Source organism: Brevibacillus gelatini, from assembly GCF_003710935.1.
GTDB classification, from domain to species: Bacteria; Bacillota; Bacilli; order Brevibacillales; family Brevibacillaceae; genus Brevibacillus; species Brevibacillus gelatini.
Genome location: NZ_RHHS01000013.1, coordinates 112,780 through 136,134 on the forward strand (window position 1 = coordinate 112,780; position 23,355 = coordinate 136,134).

The 23,355-nt window shown below is 34.0% G+C and carries 23 protein-coding genes; 21 read left to right on the forward strand and 2 right to left on the reverse strand.

The genetic code is table 11. The features are described from left to right. Positions 1-63 precede the first annotated feature (63 nt). Positions 64-2,247, reverse strand: coding sequence for an SF1B family DNA helicase RecD2 (gene recD2, locus EDM57_RS05085; protein WP_122903686.1), 2,184 nt, complete (start codon positions 2,245-2,247; stop codon positions 64-66). An 82-nt stretch (positions 2,248-2,329) separates the two neighbouring features. Then, positions 2,330-3,328 carry a tyrosine-type recombinase/integrase gene (locus tag EDM57_RS05090; RefSeq protein ID WP_170163392.1) on the reverse strand — a complete coding sequence of 333 codons (999 nt, stop codon included), beginning with the start codon at positions 3,326-3,328 and terminating at the stop codon, positions 2,330-2,332. 528 nt (positions 3,329-3,856) lie between these two features. Here EDM57_RS05090 and EDM57_RS05095 point away from each other — a divergent pair. The 21 genes from EDM57_RS05095 (at position 3,857) to EDM57_RS05190 (ending at position 23,329) form a co-directional block, all read left to right on the forward strand. Then, entirely contained in the window at positions 3,857-4,144 is a 288-nt protein-coding gene (locus EDM57_RS05095) for a hypothetical protein (protein WP_148039093.1), read from the forward strand. A gap of 69 nt (positions 4,145-4,213) precedes the next feature. Next, positions 4,214-6,727, forward strand: coding sequence for a hypothetical protein (locus EDM57_RS05100; RefSeq protein WP_425455769.1), 2,514 nt, complete (start codon positions 4,214-4,216; stop codon positions 6,725-6,727). A gap of 241 nt (positions 6,728-6,968) precedes the next feature. Beyond that, on the forward strand, positions 6,969-7,241 hold the full coding sequence (locus EDM57_RS05105; protein ID WP_122903690.1) for an HU family DNA-binding protein: 273 nt from the start codon (positions 6,969-6,971) through the stop codon (positions 7,239-7,241). Between the two features lie 161 nt (positions 7,242-7,402). Next, complete coding sequence (locus tag EDM57_RS05110; protein WP_170163393.1) at positions 7,403-8,626, forward strand: PhoH family protein; 1,224 nt, start codon at positions 7,403-7,405, stop codon at positions 8,624-8,626. Between the two features lie 45 nt (positions 8,627-8,671). Continuing rightward, positions 8,672-8,872: a YonK family protein gene (locus EDM57_RS05115; protein WP_122903692.1), complete on the forward strand. Its 201-nt coding sequence runs from the start codon at positions 8,672-8,674 to the stop codon at positions 8,870-8,872. 4 nt (positions 8,873-8,876) lie between these two features. After that, complete coding sequence (locus EDM57_RS05120) at positions 8,877-10,058, forward strand: metallophosphoesterase (RefSeq protein ID WP_122903693.1); 1,182 nt, start codon at positions 8,877-8,879, stop codon at positions 10,056-10,058. A 13-nt stretch (positions 10,059-10,071) separates the two neighbouring features. Beyond that, positions 10,072-10,392 (forward strand): hypothetical protein, encoded by a 321-nt coding sequence (locus EDM57_RS05125; protein ID WP_122903694.1) that lies wholly within the window; start codon positions 10,072-10,074, stop codon positions 10,390-10,392. A gap of 178 nt (positions 10,393-10,570) precedes the next feature. Beyond that, entirely contained in the window at positions 10,571-11,491 is a 921-nt protein-coding gene (locus EDM57_RS05130) for a hypothetical protein (RefSeq protein WP_122903695.1), read from the forward strand. A gap of 2 nt (positions 11,492-11,493) precedes the next feature. Beyond that, positions 11,494-13,338, forward strand: coding sequence for a terminase large subunit domain-containing protein (locus tag EDM57_RS05135; RefSeq protein WP_122903696.1), 1,845 nt, complete (start codon positions 11,494-11,496; stop codon positions 13,336-13,338). Between the two features lie 19 nt (positions 13,339-13,357). Then, positions 13,358-14,938, forward strand: a complete 1,581-nt coding sequence (locus tag EDM57_RS05140) for a hypothetical protein (RefSeq protein WP_122903697.1) — start codon at positions 13,358-13,360, stop codon at positions 14,936-14,938. Between the two features lie 6 nt (positions 14,939-14,944). Beyond that, on the forward strand, positions 14,945-15,094 hold the full coding sequence (locus EDM57_RS23210) for a hypothetical protein (protein WP_170163394.1): 150 nt from the start codon (positions 14,945-14,947) through the stop codon (positions 15,092-15,094). A gap of 35 nt (positions 15,095-15,129) precedes the next feature. Continuing rightward, a complete protein-coding gene (locus tag EDM57_RS05145) occupies positions 15,130-16,653 on the forward strand; it encodes a GumC domain-containing protein (protein WP_122903698.1) in 1,524 nt (507 codons plus the stop codon). An 18-nt stretch (positions 16,654-16,671) separates the two neighbouring features. Then, positions 16,672-17,121: a hypothetical protein gene (locus EDM57_RS05150; protein WP_122903699.1), complete on the forward strand. Its 450-nt coding sequence runs from the start codon at positions 16,672-16,674 to the stop codon at positions 17,119-17,121. Between the two features lie 35 nt (positions 17,122-17,156). Beyond that, a complete protein-coding gene (locus tag EDM57_RS05155) occupies positions 17,157-18,161 on the forward strand; it encodes a hypothetical protein (protein ID WP_122903700.1) in 1,005 nt (334 codons plus the stop codon). Positions 18,162-18,250: 89 nt separating this feature from the next. After that, positions 18,251-19,021: a hypothetical protein gene (locus EDM57_RS05160; RefSeq protein ID WP_122903701.1), complete on the forward strand. Its 771-nt coding sequence runs from the start codon at positions 18,251-18,253 to the stop codon at positions 19,019-19,021. Between the two features lie 5 nt (positions 19,022-19,026). Then, positions 19,027-19,515: a hypothetical protein gene (locus EDM57_RS05165; RefSeq protein ID WP_148039094.1), complete on the forward strand. Its 489-nt coding sequence runs from the start codon at positions 19,027-19,029 to the stop codon at positions 19,513-19,515. Then, on the forward strand, positions 19,512-20,780 hold the full coding sequence (locus tag EDM57_RS05170; RefSeq protein WP_122903703.1) for an Ig-like domain-containing protein: 1,269 nt from the start codon (positions 19,512-19,514) through the stop codon (positions 20,778-20,780). Before EDM57_RS05165 ends, EDM57_RS05170 begins: the two co-directional genes overlap by 4 nt. A 14-nt stretch (positions 20,781-20,794) precedes the next feature. Further along, entirely contained in the window at positions 20,795-21,313 is a 519-nt protein-coding gene (locus EDM57_RS05175) for a hypothetical protein (protein ID WP_122903704.1), read from the forward strand. Positions 21,314-21,327: 14 nt separating this feature from the next. Continuing rightward, positions 21,328-21,801 carry a hypothetical protein gene (locus EDM57_RS05180; protein ID WP_122903705.1) on the forward strand — a complete coding sequence of 158 codons (474 nt, stop codon included), beginning with the start codon at positions 21,328-21,330 and terminating at the stop codon, positions 21,799-21,801. 17 nt (positions 21,802-21,818) lie between these two features. After that, the gene (locus EDM57_RS05185; protein WP_122903706.1) at positions 21,819-22,514 is read left to right on the forward strand and encodes a hypothetical protein; all 696 of its coding nucleotides are present in this window, start codon (positions 21,819-21,821) and stop codon (positions 22,512-22,514) included. Between the two features lie 50 nt (positions 22,515-22,564). After that, positions 22,565-23,329 (forward strand): hypothetical protein, encoded by a 765-nt coding sequence (locus EDM57_RS05190; protein WP_122903707.1) that lies wholly within the window; start codon positions 22,565-22,567, stop codon positions 23,327-23,329. Positions 23,330-23,355 lie beyond the last annotated feature (26 nt).

Genomic DNA, 23,355 nt, shown 5'->3' on the forward strand with positions numbered 1-23,355 from the left:
CATCTCCTTGAAAAATGGATTTACCTGCACACATTTCTATGTATGCAGGTTTAATGTTTTTATTTATAATGCTTCCAAGAATCCTTTTAAAAACGTATTTCTTTTATTGGCATCATTTGTCCTAATTGCATGTGTCAATGCTCGATTTTCAGCAATCATAATGCAATACTTAATTCCGCGAGTTAGTGCAGTATACACCCATTGACGGTTTAAAAGCATATAAGATGAGTAATCCAGCACGATAATTACATTTTTCCAGCCACTACCCTGTCCTCTGTGACATGTAATAGCATAAGCCAAGTCAACTTTATCTAGATCAGATTGCTCATATTCTACAATATCTTTGACATTATCAAATTTTATTTTCATGTATTTGTTCTTATCACGTACTTCAATATCGACAATTGTCCCAATCTGACCATTAAATACGTTTATCTCGTAGTTATTGCCATTATGTATGATTTTGTCATTGACCCTGAATATGGTATCTCCACGATTCATCTCAATTGAATTGCTATTATTAGGATTAAAAATTTCCTGCATGTGTTTATTAATATTCTTTGCAGATAATTCACCTCTTGTTTTCATTGCTGTGATGACCTGTAGATCCATAATGTCGCCTTTATAGTTTTTGCATATCTCTAAGAGGTTTTCTAAGATGAAATCAGAACTATTCATAGGTATCAGATGAAAATCGTTTAACTCACCATAGACCTGTTTGGTGTAATTATTGGCACTGTTAATCTGCTCGCCTTCTCGAATTTTATTTGCACATGATAGGATGCCCGATTTCATTGCTTGACGTTGTACTTGCGTTAATTCGCAGACAGTAATTTTCCCACTGCTTATGATGTCTTTAAAGATATTTCCGGCTCCAATCGGGCTGAGTTGCCCAGTATCACCAACAATAATAAACTTCTTGCCTTTCTCGATTGCTGATACAAGGCTATAAAACAAATATGAACCGACCATCCCAGCTTCATCTAAGATTACAATGTCATAAGGAAGTTTATTTGACGAGTTATATACAAATTTTCCTCGCTGGTCATATCCTAACATGCGGTGAATCGTCTTTGAAGATAATCCGCTTTCTGTGATTCGCATAGCCGCCTTTCCAGAAAGAGCGCAAGTTTCATATGAATACTGATCTAATACGGAGAGAATTCCTTTTAGCACTGTAGTTTTTCCTGTACCCGCCTTACCACTAATCACGACCACATTCTCATTAACAACTGTATGTATGACATTTTTCTGCTCGTTTGTAAATGTAAAACCTTGTTCTTGTTCAATCTTTTGAATTTTTTCTTCTAAATTTTCTACTCTACATTTACTTTCTGTCTGGCTTAGTTGGGTTAGTATCTCAGCAATTCGTTTCTCATAGTAGTAATTCTTATATAAAGCTACAATATCTTGTGTTATATAGAATTTATCTTGCTTTTTATCTTGCAAGGTTGCTAAGAATAACTCAATATGATGTCGGTCTATCTTAAGATATTCATTACTTTTATTTATTAACTGTTCAATTTCTAAGTAAGAATGACCCATATTTTCTTCTTGTTGAAGGGTATATTCGATTCCAGCTTCAATACGGTATTCACTTTCTTTTTCAATACCTTTTGCCAAAGCATATTGATCTACTTTTTTAAATCCAATTCCACTGACATCACATAAGGAATAAATATTTTCTTCTACCTTTTGCATGAGAATCCTTACATCGCCATAAAACTCGATTAGTCTGTGCAACATTTTAAAGGTAACGCCAAGCGGAGATAATTTAACAAGCGCTTCTTGAATGTCCAAATGGTTAAGCAGGAAGTATTTTATTTTTTGGTATGTTTTCTCACCAATCCCTGGTATGTCCGAATAGTCAATTTCATCATTTTCAAACATTTTTAATAGGTCATGGTTTGGATATTTTGCAATAATGGCATTAGCATGATCTTCACGTAGCATGGTTTTGATATAGGCATGCTGCTCTTGAATTGTCTGTGGTCTGTCTTGTTTTATTTCTTTTACCTCGTATGTTACACCATACTTTTCACTATGCTTTTTTACCAATTTGGATTTGTATGTTGTGTTTAACTGTAATTTGGGCATCTGACCATTAATGGTTATGTTGTTGTACTTATTGAACTCTACCTTTTCCCATTCATCAGTTTCACATGCATAAACTCCAAATGTACCGTTATAATACACCTCCCTCACTGGCACTAATTCGATTTCTACGACTTCGACTTCATTACTCAAATAATCATCCTCCCTTTTATTGGTATTACATACCTATAATACAATATATTTTTATTTATTACAACAAGAAAACAAGAGAATTTTATTTCTCTTGTTTCAGCAGAGAAAGCAATTCATTTTGTGCTGCTCGACTGCTACGCTTAATCAGTTCAATTAGCTCTTCCCTAGATAATACCTCAATTGGGCTAAGATCATTTTTCTTTCTCACCATGAAAGCGGGTGTGTTTTCATAGTCAACGTTTTTGCTGAGGTAATGTTTATACATCACATCAAGTGAATGATTACCTTGCCAAGCTGCCAGCTTCACATCTTTTGTTGTCTCTACCGTCCAATCAATAAGTACTTTTTTCAGACTATGTGGAGTAATATTTCGGTGTTCTGGAATTCCCATTTTCGCACATAGTTCCTTAATTGTGTCATATACGGTTGTATAAGACATTGTGAATACCCTTTCATCATTATCACGCTTTAACATCAAGAGCATTTGATATAACTCATCAGGAATACCTTTTACATTTTCCTTACCTTTATCCTTCAATCTGATTTCCCATTGTCCATTTTTTATAAATTTAATTTGTTTCCATTTAAGTGAAAGTAATGCAGATACACGTATCGAGGTACTGTATGCAAGATCAATAAAGATGGATTTCTCTTCACCATTCGGCAATTCTTTCACAAGTTGAATCATTGTTTCTACTTCATGAACTGACAATACACCACTTGAATCGGTGTCGTCAGTGTCCAAATCATCTACTTCAAATGCATGTGCATTGACATTGTAATTATTTTTAGCCAGATATTTGTATAGCTTTCTGAGCGAAGAAATTTTACGGTTTACAGATGATTTTTTACCCAGTTTATTACGAAGATGATTTCTATATCGTAGCACATCTTTATATTCAAACCAGAGATCCGTTAAGTGCAGTTGATTCAGGTGCTTATTCCTCATGTACTGAAAAAAATATTCGATGTCAGTTCTATATGCCCTTCTCGTATTATCTGTTTTCAATTCCTCACTAAAAAATGTCTGAATGTCGTTATAAACATTATTCACATGTAACTCAGCAACATTTGCAATCATTTTCATTACCTCCTTAAATTTCTGTTGATAATCAAATTATATTCAATTGGTAAGGGATGTCAATATTGCAACCAAAAATATATAGGGTTATTTTAAAGTTTTTTCTTAATGAGATATATTCACCCTCCCCCACCCTCTAAAAACGCTCAGACAGCCTCCTAGACGGTCTGAGAGGCATCTGTGAAGGGCGTATAATGTAGGAATAAGATTAAGTAATTAAAAATAAATTGTGTATTGACTTATAATAAGTAAAAATATACAATAAAAACAGGACAAGGAGGTGAATAAATGATCGAAGTTAAACAAAATAACATTGACAGAATCTTATCAAGATTATACGGAAGATCCTCTTTTCGACTATACTTTGATAATGAGGTGGATGCCGAATATGAAGACTTTTATGATTATGTTGAATACATATCCGATAAACGTTTTTAAAACACAAAAAAAACAAAATCACATAAATTTAAAATATCAAGGAGGTGTTGTCTGCTATGTTTTGTTGTGGTTTTGGTAGCAGTATTCTATATGAAAAAGAAAGTAAAAATTATCAATTCAAGTGATATGTCAATGTTTAGTAACATTAATGAGTATCTTCTACATACATATGGTGAAAAGAAATTGGAAGAATCAAAACGGAATAGTGATCCTACTTTCCTTGATATAATTGGTTATACGTTGGATGGGCGCAGACTTGAAACTGTTGAAGGTGCTTATTATGAATTAGATGAGATTGAGGATTTGATGTACTATTCTCCATTTGAGGAAGAATCTGAAGAAGAGAACGATGAACATGATGAGGAACTGGAGGGGTAGTTTATTAGTTTGGATAGACAAGTTCAGATTTATAGTGTAGATACAAGTTTTTTCTATAACGAAAAGGAAATGAAAATACATAACAGATTGAATCAAGTCTACCGCTACAGAAATAAACTAAAAGTTTATAGAGATAAATTCAAACAAGAACATATTGTCAACAGAGTCAATAAAAACCTTACAGACGCAAATAAAAGAATTAAGAAATTAAAAGATGATTTATATAAAGAATTTAAGTTAAATAACTCAATTAGAACATTAAACGAACAGGCATTAACACCAAGACGTATTATTTCAGTGTTTGACTCTGTACTAACAAGAACATTGGGCATTCAAGAAAATACACTGTCTGAAGACCTAATAGTTGTCCAGACATATTTCTTTAATATTCTCGAAGACATTATTCTTAAGGGATTTCTATACAAAGGTGAAAAGTATGTCGTGTTCACAGCCAGCGCGGGTCAGATTCGTACAAAGAAAACAGTATTTATCAAAGAAAGTGTGTTGAAACAACACCAAGATTCACTGACATGTGGATTGTCTATAGAAAGCATCAATACTCAGGGTGGGGTAAATATCAATAAATATCTCGCTTACCTAGCTCTCTGTAACTCCGCTACAGACGAATGGAAGGATTTTGACATTAATAGGGTTATTGTTGTGGACGATATGGAGACTGCTGTACGTAGTGTGGTTGATTTTATTGATGATAAGACGTATGAAATAACAAGAAAAGAAATGGACATCATGATCAATCATACAGATGGTTGTGGGATGATACTCCCCAGTGTGTCCAAGAAGTCGGCAATGATTCGCTTGCCTTGGATTAAAGGTCTTTTAGTACCTTTCCCATTTGACAAATTTATTAGAGAGGCAAATAGAAAAGGAATCAAGTGTGGAATAGTAAAAGATATTTACGGCAAAGAATATGACATTCTTAAGGATGGAATTGAAATCATCCTTACAAAAAGTCAATTTAAGATGTGGAAGTACTATAGAGATTGGCAACATTACAAAGATAATTTTGTGAAATATAATTGCCAAGCTGCAAAATGCAATGAAGAAGAAGATATCATTGAGAACGCAAAGTTGAATTATCAAATGCTACAAACACTTACAGATATGACAGATGAAGAATTAGAATCATTATGTCTAACGACACAAAAGCATATCAGGGATATTGGAAAAGACCGAAAGACAATGCTCAAGGTATTGGGAGTAACAGATTCTAACCAAAACAAAAACTATATTCAACAGGCACTTGAATTGTATCCTGAGTTATTGGCAGATACGTATAGTAAAGAGATATTGAAATCAGTTAAAAAGAGTATGGTTAAAGAAGCAAGGGCGGGCAAAATTGATATTAACGGCAAATACACCTTCATTTGTCCTGACCTGTATGCATTTTGTGAATTCTTATTTCTTGGCGACACGGAACCAAAAGGATTGCTCAATGATGGAGAGGTTTACTGCAACTTATATAAAGATAAGCCTAAGTTAGATTGTTTACGCAGCCCTCACCTCTATCGTGAACACGCTGTTCGCAAAAATGTAGTTGATAAAGAAAAAGGTAGATGGTTTATAACAAAGGGACTTTATACAAGTTGTCATGATCCAATCAGTAAAATCCTCATGTTCGATAATGATGGTGATAAGGCGCTTGTGTGTGCCGATCATGCATTGATTTCTGTTGCTGAGAGAAATATGCAAGGTATCGTGCCATTGCAGTATAATATGGCAAAAGCTGCCCCAGAGATTATAACCAATGAAAGTATCTATAAGGGAATGATAACTGCTTATACTGGTTCAAATATAGGCATGATTAGTAACAATATCACTAAGATATGGAACAGTAACAATATCAATTTAGACGTGATTAAATGGCTTTGTCTCGAAAATAATTTCGTCATCGATTATGCTAAGACTTTATACAAGCCAACAAGACCTCCAGAAATAGGTAAGTTAATACATACTTACACGAAATCAAAAGTGCCTCATTTCTTTATCTATGCTAAAGACAAAAACGAGAGTAATGTAGAGAAAATTAATTACAGCGTTGTCAATAGATTAGAAAAGATGATAAAGAATCCTGTATTGAATTTCAGATATTCTAATGTGGGGAAATTTGATTATAGAATGCTGCTCAGTGATACAAATGAAAAGATTAATTTGGAAACTGCTATTATCCAAAAGTATGAAGAACTTGACCGTAAATCACATCTTATGATAAACAGAGAAGATCAAAAAAATAACAATATTCTTTTTGTATATAATCAGATTAAAAAAGATTTATTAAACATTAATAATGATGCGAAGCATGTTACTGATGTTTTAATTGAGTACTTATACAATCATAAGAGGTCCAGTTATAAGACGACATTGTGGGAATGCTTTGGAGATGTGATTGTAGAAAATATTAAGCGGAATTTGACTACTAAGTTTGATGATGGATACATTCAGTGTGATGGTTGCGGAGAACGAGTAGAAAAAATCGGCAAAAATCATAAGATGTGTCGTGATTGTTGGAAAGATCATCGTAGAAATTACAAAACAGAAAAACAAAGACAATATAGGCAAAAATAATTTTGTGGACACTTTTAAAAAACTTTGTAAACCCTTGATACATAAGGATTTTTTAACCTTTTGATAATATAAATTAAAAAATACATATACAAAAAACATTGATAAATTAAGGTTTCTTTAGTTATACCGTTAAAAACGGACGGTCTCTAAGGGAAACATAATAATTTGAATGTCCAAAGTGAAGCAATTATTATGTCCCTACAAATAAAAAATATAATTTTAATTTGGGAGGAATTTTGTAATGAATAAAACAGAATTGGTAAGTGTAGTGGCTCAAAAAGCGGAAATGACTAAAAAGGATTCCGCCGTTATCGTTGATGCAGTATTAGATGCTATCGCAGAAGGCTTGAAGGAACATGGCAAGGTTTCTCTACTTGGATTCGGAAACTTTGTGGTGCGTGAACGCGCTGCTCGTAAAGGTCGTAACCCACAAACAGGCGAAGAAATTGATATTGTGGCTACTAAGGTTCCTGCATGGAAGCCAAGTAAAACTCTCAAGGATTCATTAAAATAATACATATACATTATTCATCCATTTCGTCATGGATACTTTCACAGAGGTGCATTGGTACGCTCTGGTTATTATCATATTAGCCGAAGGATACACGGGGATTGGTGATTGTTCGCCTATCCCCTATTTTAATATAAAAATCTACCTTGAAAGGTATGAGTCCAATGCGTAAATTTTTATTTGATACAAACGCATTACTCAGAAAGCCACATTTTTTAGATATGGCTGATGAGATATTCATCCCCTATGTTGTTCTCGAAGAATTGGATAAAATCAAGATTCGTAATGACGATTTGGGATTTCGAGCTAGATACGCAGTAAGACTATTGAAATCTAAGAATAATGTGGCGTTTGACAAAGATGCAATATCCTCAATACACAATATTAATGATAATGTGATTATTGAATCAGCAAAACGAAATCAATGCATTCTTGTTACAGGAGATTATCTTGTACAACTAAAAGCAGAAAGTTATGGGATTGAAGCTTTTGACCTAGATGAGTCTGATAATATTGACCATGACTATTCTGGAATTCATGAACTTTTCATTGATCCTAACCAGCAAGATTCATATGAATTACTTGCACAGTTATATCAAGGATTACCAATTAACAACTTTAATTTAGTTAAAAATCAGTATCTTGTGATTTGGGACAAAACAAAACCTACTTATGATGAAAATAACATTCATACAGGATATGAAGTAATTGATAAATTAAAATATAATGGCGAACGATTCGTAAAGTTGTCATACAAGCCAATTTATAATGCTTTTACTGGTAAGGTTAAGCCTTTAAATGTAAAGCAAGAATTGATGTTTGATATGTTACAGGATAAATCAGTTACTTGTAAGGCTACTTTCGGTTCGTTCGGTGTTGGAAAAGACTTTGTTATGATTTCTCATGCGATTGATCTTATTCAAAAAGGTAAGAAACTCGTATGGGTTAGAAATAACGTAGAAGTTAAGGATTCTAATCCAATTGGGTTCTTACCTTCTGACATGAATTCTAAACTTCTCCCCTATGCCATGCCCTTAGCGGATCACCTCGGTGGCGTTGAAGCATTAGAAGCTTATTTAGCAAGTGGAAAAATTGAAATCCAACATCTTGGATTCATGCGTGGTAGGGATATCAAAGATTCTATTATCTATGTAACAGAGTGCGAAAATAACACGAAGGAACATATACAGTTGCTGCTTGGTCGCGTTTCAGATGGAAGTCAATTGTGGATGAATGGAGATATTCGTCAAATTGACCACGAGAAGTTTACTTACAACAATGGTGTTAATGCACTGAAACGTCTTAAAGGAAATAAATTGTATTCACAAGTTACTTTGGATAAAGTTGAACGTTCAGAAACAGCTAAATTAGCTGATTTACTTGATTAATACATATAAAAAGAGTATTTCATTCAATTATGGGAGGCAATTAGAATGGCAAATTTCAACTCAAATTTTAGTGTGACAGGGCTATTGAATTTGGATATGATGCAAATTACAGAAGAGACAAAAAAGGACATCCAAATCTTTGACCTGCGAAAAATTCTTGGTAAGTACGATGGATACAAAGTAAAATTATCAGTTTCTATCGAAGCAGATGATTCCGAGTTCTTGGCAGACGATAATAAGGGGTGATTGAATGAGTATTATCTCCCCTCACCTACGGCAGCAAAACGAAAGTCTTGAGCAGTATAAAGAACGGCTTGTAATGAATAAAGAATCTTACGGCTTGTACTGGTCAGACATTGCACAGTTATGGCTAGATCATACTGGTGAACGAAAAAGTGATGACTACTTTCGGAAGTTTAGAAAGCGACTTGTTAAAGATGAAAAGCAACAACATAAACAAGTCAGTTTAAAATTTGATGATGTTGAAGATAAAATTATTCAATTCCAAAAAGAAAAATACAAAATTCAAGATCAAAAACGTGAATACCGAAATTTGATTCGAAACGATGCTCGTTTCGAACACCTTAAAGAAGAAATAATCAAGGCTGTCCATGAAGTCGCTAAATTGAAGCCAATTAATTGGAACCAGCCTGTTAAAGCAACGGGCGACAAAGAGGCCGTTGTTCTCTTCTCTGACTGGCACTATGGGATTGTATCTGATAATTATTTCAACAAATTTAACCCTGATATATTTCATGAACGGATAAAAACTCTTGCACATAAGACTATTGAATATGGAAAATTACATGACGTAAAAACGCTTCATGTTTTTAATTTGGGCGACATTGTGAGCGGCAACTTGCATGTATCAGTTCGAGTTCAAAACTCTGAGGATATTATTTCTCAAGTTAAAGTAGTATCAGAGACAATTAGCGAAGTGCTTGCAAAATTGTCCACTGAATTTGAAGAAGTCAAATTCTATAGTGTGCGTGGAAACCATGACAGGGTTACAGCAAATAAGCATGATGCTATTTCTAAAGAAAGTTTCGCTGACATTGTTCCGTGGTATGTCAAAGCGAGAACCTGTCATATTCCTAACTTACAAGTTATAGACAATACCTTTGATGACGAAATGATTGTGGCTGATGTTGCTGGTCATACTGTCATCGGTGTTCATGGTCATAAAGATCGTGTATCTGAAGTGGCACAGAACTTGACAGTAATGCTCAAAATGTTTCCTGTGGCAATTTGTATGGGACATTACCACCATAACTGGGAAAAAGAATTTAACGGCATTGATGTTATTGTTAACCCATCTCTATCTGGAACTGATGAATATGCAAGAGACATTCGCAAAGTAAGTAAACCAGCCCAAAAGATACTTATCTTCGATGAGACTGGTCAAATTTGTACATATAAAATTTTATTATAAGGGACGTGACCTTATGAGCTTTAAAGGATTTAATTTCAATAATAATCGTTTCAATCAAGAACATCATTATGATGTTGAAGATCAAAATATTGAAATCAATCTTCGAGATGCTGAGGATATTGTAGAAGAGTATCTTAATCTAATTAAAGGTGCTCAGTCAGAAAATGAATTACGTGTTTATTTGTTAGATTTCTATGATGATGCATCAGTCAATGAAATTAAACACTACATTCATGAAGATATCACCCGTAAAATGGGAGATCTTTATGAAATTGAAATTGGTCGACTTGCTGGTGATGAAGGCTGCGATTGTGGTTGTTGTGACATTGAATAATCTAATCAAATATTAATTTTATTCACCCCTTTTGTAGAGCCTTTTTAACAGCGTCCAATTATCATCTGGACGTTGATTAAAGCGGCTCTTTTGTCGCTTTGAATAGGGATAGGAGCAATCCGAAAGGAGTAGCCCTCCCCTACTTCTTCCCTATTCCTTTTTTATTGGAGGTATGAAAATGAGTAAAATAAAATCAAACGCGAAACCAGATAAGATCACATGTTTGAAGTGCGAGAAAGCAAAGTCTAAAAGTAATTTTTATATGAATACTAATCCTCTATTCTCTAAATCCTTTGAGCAGTTACCTATATGTAAGAGTTGCTTTCAAAATTATATAAACGAAGGAATAGATGAACAAGATTATTTTTTCAGAGTAGTGCTGGTTCTTGCTTTACTTAACAGGCCAATGATTACTCAAGAATGGAATCAGATCAACCGAGTATGGGAGAAATATATCCCTCCTATATCTTCACTCCCTCAACATAAAGGACTTCAGTTTAAAGATAGTGATTTTTTAACCTATGACAAGAATGTACAAGAGGATAGTCTCCAAGATAACATGCTTAATATGAATTTTGACGACTCTTTGGATATTAGAGAAATGGTAAAGTATTGGGGTAAAGGTTACAGTGCAGAAGAGTATTCTTATCTTGAAGAAGAAAAGTGTAAATTGATGTCAAGTTTCGAATGTCCAGACTATGGAATGGAAATGATTATGCGTGACATTTGTTTCATTAATCTTGATATCGAAAAAGCACGAAGCAATCCAAAATCCAGTACTACTTCAGAAATCAGTAAGTTAATTGAAACAAGAAGTAAATTGATGAACGATGCTAAAATGAAACCGATTCAAGCAACTGGTGCGGAAGCAAATGACCAAATTACTTTCGGTACTTTGATAAAAAAATGGGAAAATGATAAACCAGTTCCTCCTGTTCTGGATGATGAAATGAAAAGATATATAGATACATTTATGGTTGGTCATCTTGCGAAAATGGAAGGTTTAAATAATGAGTTAACTGAGAAATACGATAAAGCCCTAGCCCCATATACAATTGATTTTAGAGAAATAAATAAAGATGTTGATGAGGAAGATTAAGAATGGCTGGGTATAAGAACTTCCAAGTCAATAGAAATAAAAACAAAAATGCAGTTGGTGTTTTCGATAAAGGGCGCAATTTAAACAAGAGCGCCGACAATTTAACAAAGTCTCAAAAGTTAATGAATGGTGTTGCAGCATGGGCTTCATTCTATCGTTCTCGTCCAGACATTTTCGCTGAAGAATATCTTGGCTTGACTTTAAAACCATTTCAAAAAATTTTACTTTATTGCATGATTATATACAACTACACGGCATTCTTTGCGAGTCGTGGACTTGGTAAAACATATTTAACGGCTTTGTATTGTGTAGTTAGATGTATTCTCTTCCCTGGTACAAAAATCATTATTGCTGCTGGTCAAAAGTCACAGGGTATGAAGGTTGTAACTGAAAAGATTCCAGAGTTAATCAACCAGTCTAAAACTGGAATGTTACGAAGGGAAATTAAAGGTTCTATTAGGACAAACATGAACACAGATGATCCTCATGTTGAGTTCGTAAATGGCTCATGGATTAAAGTTGTTGCAGCAACTCAAGGTGCTCGTTCAGCTCGCGCTAATCTGCTTGTTCTTGATGAGTTCCGTATGATTGACCCTTTGATTTACAAAAACGTACTGAGACGTTTTCTTGCTGCTTCAAGACAGCCGGGATTCTTAGAAAAACCAGAATATAAAAACAAACAAGAGTACCTAGAGAGAAACCAAGAAATCTTCTTAACATCTTGCTATTACAAATTTAATTGGTCTTATGAAAGATTTAAGGTTTTTATTAAAGCAATGTTAGATGGTAAAAAGTACTTTGTTTGTGGACTTCCATATCAGATTGCAATTAAAGAAAATCTCGTAAACCGCGAACAGTTGCTTGATGAGATTTCTGAGGACGATTTAGATGAAATTGGTTGGACAATGGAGATGGAGTCGTTATTCTTCGGTGAAAGTGATAAGGCATATTTCAAGACCGAAGAAATAAAAGAAATTAAAACAGTTCAATTCCCTATTTACAAGAAAGAAGTTCAAGCATTAATTAAAAATAATAAAAATTTTATAAATAAGAAAAAAGAAGGCGAAATTAGAATCTTAAGTTGTGATATTGCATTGCTTGGTGGGGATGCAAATGACTCATCTGTTTATACATTAATTTCAGCAAAGAAAAATAGGACAGGCACAAGATACAAAAGAGAAGTATTAAACATTGAAGCGCATCAGGGGTTGCATCCTGAGACACAATCACTCATCATCAGGAGACTTTTTGATGATTTTGAATGCGATTATATTGTTTTAGATCGACAAGGAAATGGTATTAGTGTTTATGGATATTTGTGCAGAAGACAATATGATGATGAGAGAAAGAAAGAGTATCCTGCTTTATATTCAATGAACGAGAAAGATGAACCTAAACTTGCTGCTTTCCATATAGAAGATGACTATGAAGAAAAAATTTATACGGTCTCCCCTTCAGAAGAATTTAATCACAATATTGCACTTGACTTAAAAGATAAGATTGTAAATAAAAGAATATCATTCTTGATCTCAAAAAATGATATTCGAGAATTTTTTGTAAATGAGACGTGGTTTAATAAACTATCAACAGAAGAGCAGATTGAACTGTTAAATCCTTATCTTCAAACAATTTTGCTTGAAAATGAAATGGTCTTATTAGAACGAGTAGAACATCATAAATATGTAAAATTAAAAGAACAATCAGGGAAAAGAAAAGACCGTTATTCTTCGTTGGCTTATGGTAACTACTTCATTAGCTTATTGGAAAATGAACTTCAACACAAGAAAGAAGAAATAGACATATTTAGCATGCCCACTCTTGTTTCTACATTGGATATTAAATTGTGAAAAGAAATGAGGTGATGACTTGTCCACTAAAGAATTCGTAGAACAATTAGATGAAGATACTTATCTCGTCACATCTGAAGCCATAGAACGACAAATGCTTGTTGAAGCCGTTCGTGACTATCAAAATAAATCTGGTATTAAGTCAACTTATTTTAACGAAAATGGTCTGATTAACTTTAAAATTGATGATATTGATAAACTTGCGCTAAATGCACAAACAAATTTACAAAATATAATAAAAATCAATAACATAGTGCGGTTTTTCGTAAACAAAAATGATATTCTAGGTAAAGTATATGAAGCCATCGAGACAAATGTTAACTCTGAATGGACGTTGAGTTACCCCAATTATAACGAATCAGAAAAAGAAACATTTGATGAAGTTGATCGGTTAATTAGAGACTTTAACCAAAAAATAAATTTAAATCGCCTAATTACTGAATCAATACCGATGACTTACCTAGAAGGTAATTATCCTATGTATCTTAGAAATGATGGAAATGGCAATTATCAGGTAGACTACTACCCTCTTGGGGTATGTGAAGTAGCTGATTATACGGAAAATGGTGAGCCATATCTTCTAATCAATATCAGTGAGTTAAAAAGCAGACTTCAAAAGATATACAAAAAAGACAAGAAAAATAAAGCATTGTTCTACTCAAACATGGATGAAGAAATTAAGAGTACATACCCTGAAGAAGTGTTTAAAGCATATAAGAACAATGAACAATATGCGAAACTCAATATTGATTTTACTGGTATTCCGAGAGTAAACAATTTAAAGAGAAAATATGGTCTCTCCCCTATCTTCAAGGCATTAAAGTCTGTTATTAGGCTTGAAAACATCGAATTGTCAGATGACAAGAATACTTTGGTTCGCGGTAAAAAAATTATATTTCAAAAGCTAAGTAAGGAACTAATAACGAGCGACAAGCCAATTGCTAACATTACTTGGCATGCAGCTCAAGCAAAGGCTCACATGGATCTAATGGCTGCTTTAAACAGCCAAGGAACTAGTGTTTTTACTGGTACACCTTGGACTGAAAGTATTGAATACATTGAACCAAAATTAGAACTCACTAATGTTCAAACAAAAAATCAATATCGTCAAGAAATTATGACTGCTGTAGGTATCTCATTCCTTAATGCTGGCGACAAAGCATATGGCAGTGCCAAGATTAGCATTGAGGAATTGATGAAAACTATCAACAAAATCGGAGAACAGCTCGAACACATTTTGCATAAATGGTACAAGTTTCTCCTTTTAGAAAATGGTTATGATGTAAAGTACTGCCCCAAGATCAAAGTCATCAATTCCGAAAAATTGAACATGGAATTGTCTATGGATTATGCAAAACTATTGCATAGTCAGTTGAACGCTTCTCTTCACACTGTTTATTCTGTTTTAGGACTTGATGTAAAAACGGAAGCTAAACTTCGTCAAGAAGAAAAGGAAAATGGCTATGAAGAAATCTTCTCCCCTCGCCTTACTTCTTACACAACAAGCAAGGATGTAGATGGTCAAGGTCGTCCAGCGAGTAATGAAGATTTGGACAAGCAAGGTTATGACCAAGATTACAATCAAAATGTAGGTAGGTAAATTTTTATGGATTATAAAATTAAATGCCCTTGTTGTAATGAAAATTTAGTTGTATCGCTACAAGATACAACCATTTTTATTTCTTCTGCTGGTGATAATTCATCAGATATTGAAGTTAGTGAAATACTTTCTGGTATGAATATTGAATTTGGTTGATCCTTCTAGACATAGAAAGGTGGTGAGAAGAAATAATGGGTGATACTGTTAAACTTTATAGCAATCAAGTTGTGCTTCTGAGTGAAGACAATGATGATAATGATAGCATAGATGCAAAATTTATTATATGTGATTTTAGTCCAAATGCAAACGATGTTTCTTTGAATAGAAGTACTATTGAAGATTGGCTTGATACTCTACTTAATAAACCAGTTGTAGGTAAAGTTGTCAAAAAATTTGATGGTAAGGAAGATTTCACTGGTCATAATGTAAAAGTAGTTGAAGAAGTTGATAGCAATGGAAACAAGTATAAAACTGTTGAGTTTGACACTCAGGCATTTGGTTCTTTTTATAATGTTGGTTTAGAGACTATTGACGGTGTTGAAAACATAGTTGCTACGGCGAAGATATGGAAAAGATTCAAGACTGCTTTTCGAGTTTTCAAGGAACGAGCAGAAAGCAAAAAAGGCTTGAAAACTTCTTGGGAGATCAGTGTTAAAGAATCTCATACCGAGAAAATAAAAAACAAAAAAATAAAGGTTATTGATGATGGTATTTTTATTGGTCATGCAGTTCTAGGTGCTGATGTACAACCTGCGTACAAAAGTAGCGGCGTGATTAATGTTTCTTCTGAGGAAGAACATGATATGGAACTTGCAGAAGCACTCTCTCAAGATGTTTTGTCTTTATCTGAGGATGAAAATATCAGTGATGATAAAGATTCTATAAAAAATCAAGCAATAGCAAATTTAAATAAAGGAGGAAACGAATTCGTGGGAAGCAACAAAAACCCTGATACATCTGCTTTGACAGAAAATGATGTGTATCGCAAAGTGCGAAAAGCTATCAACAGCACTTCTGAGGATAAGTATTATTATTTGTCAATGATTTATCCATATGAATATAAAGCATACGCTTATACATGGGATCGAGAAAAAGATTCTGACTTTATTGAATTTACTTATGTTGTAAATTCAGATGATACCATCAGTATTACCAGTCAAAAAGCAGTTGAAATGACATTCGTACTAAAAGAAACTATCGATTCTCAGGTTGCTCAGCTTCAAAAACAACTTGAAGATGCAGAAAAACAAATTGCTGAAGCTGGGAAATCTTTGACTGATTTGTCTAAAGAAAAGGAACAACTTGAAGCTACCATTGCTGAACTAACTCCCTTCAAGGAAAAAGTAGAAGAAATGATACAAGCTGAAAAAGAAAAAGAATTGGCTGAGAAAAAAGAACAGCTTAAATCACATGCCCTAGAAGATGATCTTATCACTTCCGAGGAATTGGAACAAGACGAACAGTTGGCTTCTATCTTTGCAGAACTAACTCTTGAAAACTTTGAAGCAAGCCAAGAAAAAATCGATGTAATTAAAGGGCGTAAAGCAATTGCTAAATTTAAGAGTGTAAAAAATAATAATCAAGATATGAGTAATGTTGATACAAGCTCTACAAATAAATTTGCATCAACGAAGACTGATCTTAACAATGGTGACTCTGATGCTATTTTGAGTGCTGTCGATATTATTAAATCAGTGCTAAATAAAAATAAATAATTTAGGAGGAATACATAAATGCTTCGTAATATTATTACTGGGTCTAAAGTTGTTGAAATTTACAAAGTTGGCTCTGATCTACCTCGTGGTTCCGTTGTTGCCAAAAATCTAACTACCAAAGTTGCTGATAAGGCTACCACAGGCAGTGCCGAAACATACCTACTGGATTTTGATGCTCAACCAACTGGTTGTATGAGTGATGTAGAGATTTCTGCTTATGATTCTACTATGGATACCGTAAAAGCAGGCTCTCTTGCGATCCTCATTACTCCTGCTGTTGGTTCTCAATGGGCTTCTGACCAAGTGACGGCTACTGGTCTAACTGCTGGAGATTATCTGGTTGCAGATGATGGGAAGCTCGTTAAAGCAACTACGGGTCAAACCTCGACCTACCGTTATATTGGTGAATACATGGATGGTAATGTGAAGCTGCATCAATTTGAAGTTGTTTTCCCTCATACGGTTTAATCTAAAATATTAAAGAAAGGAATTGAGAGTTAATTATGTCTAAACTATTTACTACAGAAATTGCTTCTGCTATGCAGGAGAAAAATATTATTGAAGTTTCTGAGCGTGCAAAGATGAATCAGTTAGACGCAAGCGACAAAGAAATGATTGAAGTGCTTGATGCATTTGCCAAAGAAGTTGGAAACTCTGGTCGTTCGCACGAAAATACATATATGGTTTCTGAGTTGATTAAACGTACTGTTGAACCTCTTGTGTTCCAGCCAGATTCAAGCATCTTGTCTGATGTTTTTAATATGGGTAGTATTGGAGAGTTTGATGAAGCAGTATATACTGGTCTGCCAAAAAATACGCTTCAAGCACATGAAACACATCGCGGCGGCAACGTTCCTAAGAGTTATGTAGATCCAACTATTTTCAAACCTGTTCAACACAAACTCCAAGTAGAAACAGAGTTGAACTATTCTGATCTTCGACGCAATGGTTGGAAGTCAATTGCAAAAATGACTGAATTGACTCGTGAAGCTTTTGAACAAGAAATGTTCTATATCCTGTTTGCTGGAATTGATTCAGCTCTAGACGCAGTATCTGGCGATCAAAATATTAATACAGGTTCAGCTCTCACTCCATCTAACGCTCAAGTATTTGCGCGTTATCTACGCGACATGTCTGAAGGCAATCCGTTCATGGTTGGACTTTCTAAATATGTCGATCAAGTCGCTTACATGACAGGATATGAAACTTACCTAAGTAACGAAATGAAAAATGAACTAAATCGTCTTGGTCGTGTTGCTATGTATGATGGCGTAAAATTAACTTCTGTGCCAACTGCGAAGAAAACTGCCAAAGGTATGACTCTTCTCCCTGATAAACGTATCTTTGGTATTGCGGGTGTAATTGGTGACGCTCAAATGCGTGGCGAAATGCGTTTCTATGAAACTTATGATAATAACGCTGAAAAAGTTGAGCTAAAATTCACTGGCTATGACTTTGAGTATGCCATTTATTATCTGGATAAAATCGCTCGCGTTGTATTTGCCTAATCATAAAATTAGCAAGGCGTTGTTCCATCTGGTTCAACGCCTTTATTTAAAATAATATTTAAGATAATAGATTTGGGAGGAATCTAAACATGCCTTTAGATAAAATTAATGGTAAAATTCGCGTTTATAACTATAGTACCTCACCAGTTGGGTTTCCAAGTCAACATAATCAGCAAGGCGTTTTCTTGCGTGGGCGCAGTGAAGATGAAGAGTATGTAGTTGAACGAGTAGCGTTTGATGATATTGAGGCGGAGAATTCTAAATCAGACTTATTTAAAGTGGGTCGTCTACGTTTTCATCCAGATGAAGAAAATGAGATTTATGAATTGCTTGGAATTGAAGATCGTGAAAACATTATGGATGATAAAGAATTAGCCCAAGTTCTTATGGATGATTCTCTTGATAATCTTAAACGAATTAGCAAGATCAATTCAATGACTTTAATTACACGCATGAAGTCAATGTTGTTTGTGCTTGAGAGATCCGGTAAAAATCCACCTCATAATACAGTTGAAGCAGTAACTGAACGATTAAATGAACTTAAAAATGGCGGCAAACGAATTCAAAATAGTGTAATTAATCGTATGCTTGAGGAAGATAAAAAGCGTCAAGAAGAAACTAAACTACAAGAAACAGTAAAAGACCTTGTTAAACAAGTTGAGATGCTTAAAAAGCAAAACGAGGAAAAAGATGAGATTATTGTGAAGTCTCAAACAGCCATCCATCAATTGCTTGACAAAGTTGAAACTTTGATTAGCGTTCCAAAAACTAAGCCAGATACTCTTTTAGAATCAAAAGAGACTAAAAATGAAACGAAGGATGAGAAAAAATCAAACAAAGCACCTAATAAAAGTAGGTGAATAATTTGGCAACCTCTTATGGTTTGATCTTTGATAAATTTATAAAAAAAATCAAAAATGATACCGATTTTTTTAACTATAGTGGCTTATCTGAATCAGATATTGAGTTACTTGTAAACGAACATTTAAATTCTTTGTTAGATAGGGCAGTTGATTTCATTTATCGGTATGGTGTTCCAGATGTTGATTTCCTTGATAGAGATGATTCATTGCAACAATTTAATGTCGAGCTGGTTAATCAAGAAATAACTCTATTGGCCGACATAATGTACTTTTCTTATGTAGAAGAGGAACGAAATAAAATCAAGTCATTTAGTATTACTTTTAGAAGTGATGAACTTAATGTCTTCTCCCCTGCTAATGAAAGAAAAACTGTTTTGCGTATGATTGAATCACTAGAAGCATCTGTTGTAAATTCCATTCAAAATTACCTTGCAAGAGATCGGCACACATGGAAATACAAGAGTATTTATAACGGAGAAATCAATATATGAATATCTCAGATATTAACCGATACAGACGATTCGTGGAAAATGGCGAATATCAAAACGGAGCAATACAGCGGTTAGCAGATATTTATTCTCAACAAAATTCTTCTGCCCTCTCTTCTATCGATATAATAATCAACTCAAATCGAGCAAATGTAATTACTAAAGATGGAATTGAGTATAAGTGTGTAATTGATTTTGGTAAATTACCATCAAAAACAAATTTGACTAGTTATCAAATGAAAAATTATCGTGTGGTTTGGACAAGACGAGTTGACGGTTTTAAGACTGGCGATATAGTTGAATACATTGACGCGGCACTATGTCGTAAATCTTATTTGTTTTTAAACACAGCTCCTACACGCGATAATTATGACATGAGTATCATGCAAGAGGCAGATGGATTCTTAAAATGGATTGATTTAGAAGGTATTGTAAGGACGACCCCTTTTACCCTGAAATCTTCTTACGGTCTTGGCTTACAAGAAGACAAAATTATGATTTTGTCCAAAGAGAGACGAGTAATCTTTATTCAGGCAAATGATGATACCAAGCAAATAAAAAATGAACAAAGGTTTATTTTTGATGGACGTGCTTGGGAAGTTATCGCTTGGAATGGCCTGAAAGATGGACTCATTGAACTTACACTTGAAGAAACTCAATTTAATGATGCAAAAGACAATAGGGAATTGCAAATTGCAGATTACTACGGAAATGTTGCTCAGTACACAGTCAGCATTCTAAATGGTACATCTGTGTCCATTTCGGACAAAGACACATTACAATTAAATGTTGCGGTAAGGAATAACGGGAGTCATATTGATAATCCAATTTTAACCTTTGTCTCTTCTGACGAAAATGTATTGACTGTCGATAAAAATGGACTGGTTATACCCGCTCAAGTTGGTTTTGCTAATATTACTGTATTGTATAAAAATGTTTCGTCAACTATACATGTCAATGTTACTCCATCGTTAGTAAATAATTATACTGCTGAGTTTATTGGTGCTACAGAAATTAAAATTAATCAAAGTGCAACTTATAATGTGAAATTTTATAATAATGGAATTTCTATTCCCGACAAAGCAATCTTCTCTCTTGTGGCAGATGACGGTCTTTCAGCTACAAATCTTGCAAGCATTACTTCCTCAAATGATACTTCATGCACTGTAAAAGCAAACTCCACGATTGGATATATTCGCCTAAAAGTTATGAATCAAAATGGATTGATTAAAAATGAAATGAGAATAAAAATTAGGTCACTAATTTAGAAAGGATTGACTATATGGGACAAGCTATCATTCGTCTTTCTGAGCTATCTGTTGAAAGCTTTGTTACTAGTGGAGTTAATAATAATTATTTGGTTTTTAGTCCTCTCCCCTACTCTAAACAAAACAGTAGTGGAATTGATGGACATATTCAATTTAATGGTATTGTAGCTAATGAAATTGTGGAAGCTGATCTGGATGTTGCTCTTGCAAACCCAAGTACAGATTATGCTTTCTCAGTTGGGACAGACAATAAAATTAAACTAACATTTGACAAATCTCTTCATGCAAGTAAGGCAGAAGCTTTGGTGGCGCTTAAGAATGTTGAGGTCGTTTATGAACTAGGTAATCTTAAACTAGATGGAGCGAATTACTCTTTGATTGCAAGAGACAGCACAGGCGAAGAAATTCACAGAACCACCCCTGTAACATTAGAACAAGCCACTCAAATTATCAGTACTTTAGATATGAGTCGTGATTTCAATTCTGATGGATTTATTCGCTATGAACTAGTACATAACTTTATCGTTACTTAATTGGTGGTGATTTTTTGTCACGATTAAGAGATTTGAGTAAAGACAAAATCACAATTATGGAAAGAATTATTAGCTCTCAAAATTTATGCAAAGCTCTAAAATATCCAAATAATAATTTTTTAGAACAGCCTGAACTTAGCGATCCTAGTGAGTTGATTTATAAAAACATTTTTCCGTATCGCAAAGTTCCAAGCCAAAAAGATACAATTGGGAGTTTTATTGCATTATCTTTCGGTAGGTATAAGCCTGTTCATAATGTATTCAAATCAGGACTTATTTATGTCTATGCTTTTACGAATATGGATTTAATTCAGACTGACTATGGAGTTTTAAGAACAGATTTCATTATTAGTGAAATTGATACAATTATGAATAGCAGTAAGGGTATTGGTATGGGGAAAGTTGAGTTTATTGATATGGATGAGGTTTATTTAAATGAACAGTATTTAGGTTATTACATTGCTTACAAGCTTTATGAGTTTAATTGATGATGGAAGTGATTTGAGTGGATCGTTTAAGACAATTTATTGGTTTGCCACATGTCCTTCCTTCAGGTATTAAAATATACTCCCCTACAATTGACGCGATTGCCGAAATTGGCGAAGGAGTCTATAACCTTTATCTGTCCCTTGCAACCTTTAATAAATACGATATAGTCACCAGTTTGTTCAAGCTAAGTCCAGAAGAATTGTCGGAAATTAATAAATTTGATGATTATGAATTTTTAATTTCAACTCCTCTTCTCCCTGAAATTGAAAATGCACTTTCCTTTTTTACTCAAAGTAAAGTTGTTTTTCGAGATTTTGCTTTTTATATAAGGGATAATATTTTTGTTAGTGTAGCAACGTATAACGAAATTTCAAATAAAATTAGAGAATTAAATGGATTATCAGAAAAAACCAAGTTAAAGTTTAGAAATGCAAGAGCAGAAAGAGATTACTATCGCCTGCAAGAGTTGAGAAAAAAATATAATACAGACGATACTTTATCACTCAAAGATATGTGTTCTATCCTTTGTAATGCAGAAGGAAATGGGATCAATATATTCAATATTGGAAAGCTAACTATTTACCAAGTTTATGAACATTTTGAACGACTTTCTGTAAAAGAATCACATCGTAGAATGCTGAAAGTATGGGCAAATGGACATCTAAAGGAAGATTTTAAATTGCAAGATTGGCTTGTAAAAACCAAACTTTAGTTAATTACACAGCAATATGCTGTGTTTTTTTATTTTAAGGAGGATTATAAATGGATTTAGGACGTTACGGATTGCGTGAAATATTAGATGCGGCTTTCATTGACTATGCAACTAATAAACCCTTTATGTACATGGATTATGCAAATGCTGCAACAAATGAATGGACTGCCGATGTAACTTATGCTACTGGTGGTTCAGGCGCTCCTCGGCGTATTAGTTTCTTTGGTAATAAACAGTCAACTTTGACATTTGAAACTCAAATCTTCTCTATGAAACATCTAGCTATGATTGCTGGGCGTGATATTGAGTCAGCAACTCAAAATATTTTTAAACGTGAAGTCCTAACAGTAAAAGATGTTTCTGGTACAAAAACTATTACACTAGAAAAGACACCTTTAAACTTAACAAGCCTTACTGTTCTAAAATTTGAGAATGGCGTTGCTACAGAAGAGGTTACAGCAACTACAATTAATACTAAAGATGTAGAATTGTCTGGAACAAATGTAAATGTGGGAGATGAAGTTGAAGTATTTTACCAATGCACAACTGCTACAGAAGCACATAAGCTTAGCTTTACTGCTAAAGATTTCCCTAGGTATGTGAAAATTATTGGCAATACACAATTTGCTGATGAAGTTGCTGGTGAGTTAGTGTCGGCTCAACTTATTTATTACAAAGCACGACTTCAGCCAAACTTCACTCTTAATCTCTCCCCTACTGGAGATCCAACCAGTATCTCAATGGTTTTTGATATTTTCCCACAAAAAGTAAACGGTGTAGATACACTTGCTGATTTGATTATTTATAATGATTAATAAAATGGGGCTGTCCAATAAGTCCC